The 2,253-nt window shown below is 46.0% G+C and carries 3 protein-coding genes; 1 reads left to right on the top strand and 2 read right to left on the bottom strand.

Annotation, left to right across the window (positions count from 1 at the left end; all coding sequences use genetic code 11):
• Positions 1-97 precede the first annotated feature (97 nt).
• On the bottom strand, positions 98-1,168 hold the full coding sequence (locus WYS_RS00210; protein ID WP_081579745.1) for an ATP-binding protein: 1,071 nt from the start codon (positions 1,166-1,168) through the stop codon (positions 98-100).
• A 251-nt stretch (positions 1,169-1,419) separates the two neighbouring features.
• On the opposite strand from WYS_RS00210, the gene WYS_RS00205 reads away from it, so the two are divergent.
• Positions 1,420-1,842: a hypothetical protein gene (locus tag WYS_RS00205; RefSeq protein WP_019176140.1), complete on the top strand. Its 423-nt coding sequence runs from the start codon at positions 1,420-1,422 to the stop codon at positions 1,840-1,842.
• A gap of 20 nt (positions 1,843-1,862) precedes the next feature.
• On the opposite strand, the gene WYS_RS13775 is transcribed toward WYS_RS00205, so the two are convergent.
• On the bottom strand, positions 1,863-2,253 hold a 391-nt coding region (locus WYS_RS13775; protein ID WP_236993948.1), incomplete at its 5' end, for a LuxR C-terminal-related transcriptional regulator.

Here is a 2,253-nt window from a genome sequence, read left to right as displayed (position 1 = left end):
AGATTTATATATGGACGGGGAAACCATCGGGCATTCGTAAGATATAGAATACTGACTTATCATTCACGCGGCAGGAAGGGTGTAGACATGGGGGGAATTATCGATATTCCCTCACATCCTGTGTTTCATTCAGCTTTAGAGGAATGCGCTTAGGCGGAAAAGGAAGATTACCATTTACTAATCTTCCCATGGCCGTTTTCTTCTCCTCATAAATATAGCCCATTAGCAACTCCTCACTTAGCTCTAACGTATATGTCTCAACAGGGGCTTCTATACAAGCAACACTAATGTCTAGGCAGTTAGGCGCAACAATACGAAATCGGATTGTACCTGCATTTTTAAACATTCCCGCATAAATGGGTATTGGTATGTTCTGACTCATTGTTGGCCACGTACCATTGAGATTATTTCCTGGAGAATATTTCATCATCAGTTCATTGCCTTCGTTATACGCTTCCATAGGGAGCTTTTCATCACCCACTGCAATTATAATTGCAGGTTGAGTGGCAGCTACCGGTCCGTTGTTACCGAGTGCCAACCGAATCGTCGCCTCAATCATTAGATCGTCGCCCTGGGGCAACTTAACGCCCATAAGGTAGGCCCTGGGTTCCAACATTGGTTTCAACCGCTTACCAAATGCTCTTTCCACGAGGTGATGCGGCATCGGAACATTCTGGAAATTAATTCGAGTGTAATATGCACCGCCCCTAGCTTCTTGGACTGGCGGATAGACATCGCCTGGGACATCAACAAGAAATATCCGACCACTCTGAGCGAGGTCTACTGGATGGATAATCGTTTTTTCAGGCCAGGGTTTTGCGTAATTGAATAGGATATTCTGGCAATCCTCTTTTGTAATGGTCATGGGCTCTAATACGCCCGGTTTTGGAGGATCATCATCCTTTGATTCGCTCAGACCGATTATCAAGAGGCCGCCATCCGAGTTAGCAAACCCGCTGATGGCTTTACCAATTTTGTTCTCCTTTCCGTTGATGTATTCTTTACCTTTGAATTCTAGATTCATATTCTCCTGCAAACCGCTTTTTATGAAATTTTGAAGTTCGCCTTCTTTGACGTCTTTCCAATCCTTGACTCCCATGAATCTTTTAATAAAATCGCCCGACATCCGACCACCCCATTCATCAAATGATGGAATTGCCAAACCCATATCTTAGCAAGAATAAAAAAATTGGTCCTGGATTTTTTGGATAACGGTTGTGTACATCCACATGTGTATTTTTCTGTCTGTCTTTTATAGCATATACACGCGCGCGAAGGAAACCGCCCCCTAGGGCCTATCTTCCATGGTAATCGACCATGGCATTCCATAATGCAATCGCCATGGTATGCACTGTGGTAGTCTCTATGGTCATTACTATCATCATCCTTAGGGCATTCCTTTATAATTTTTAGCGTTGAATGATGTTCGAGAACATGGCTGCTGCAAAGTATCCATCGAGGATCAGGTACGAGGAAAGCCATCCATGCGTGACGGTCAGAGTATCGAAAGAAGATCGCGAACGCCTTGATGAGATCGGAAAGAAGCTGGGGATGAGCAATCGGGAGATTTTGATGCGCGGTGCAGGGCTCATCGAGAAGGACCTGGAGGCGGAGAAAAAGAGGATTAGGGAAGCGACTAAGAAAGCGTATGAACAGGCATGGGGCCAGGCTCAGGAGGAAGCCTTGATGAACGTTGAGATAGGGACTTGCTCAGACTGCGGGGAGGTAATCGAATGGGACCTGACCGACCCTTTAGTCCAAAAGATATTGGACGACCTAGTGAACTCAAAATCCTTCTGTCACGGCGAGTGCCTTGAGAAAAGGAGACGTCGTGGACGCTAGGGAACGGGCGCTCCGGTCGCTTACTTCAATTTGCTCAACGCCTTGGGGTCCCGGTCAGGAGTGATGAAAACGATCTTGCAGTCCTTGATATCCAGGTATCCGAGTTTTCTCAAGAACAGGATGTCCTCCTCCATGTCCTGAGCCTTCCGCCTGATGCTGGTAATGGACCTGGACACACTGGTTACTGGAATCTTCAATTCTTTACCGATGTCCTTAACGCTCTTCCCCCTCCGGAGGAGCGACATTACTTCCTTTTCCCGCTCGGTGAGAATGCCCATTGAACCCTTGATGACGATAACCTTGAGTGATGTGATTAGGGTTATCAGCGCACATGACGCACATAACGCAATAGTGCTATTTTTATAATCAAAGTACAATTCCCTTATTAACTTTGAGTTAGAGGCCAGATGA

Source organism: Methanomassiliicoccus luminyensis B10, from assembly GCF_000308215.1.
GTDB lineage: Archaea > Thermoplasmatota > Thermoplasmata > Methanomassiliicoccales > Methanomassiliicoccaceae > Methanomassiliicoccus > Methanomassiliicoccus luminyensis.
Note: the sequence above shows the minus strand (reverse complement) of the source record. Positions and strands in the feature narration are given on the sequence as shown.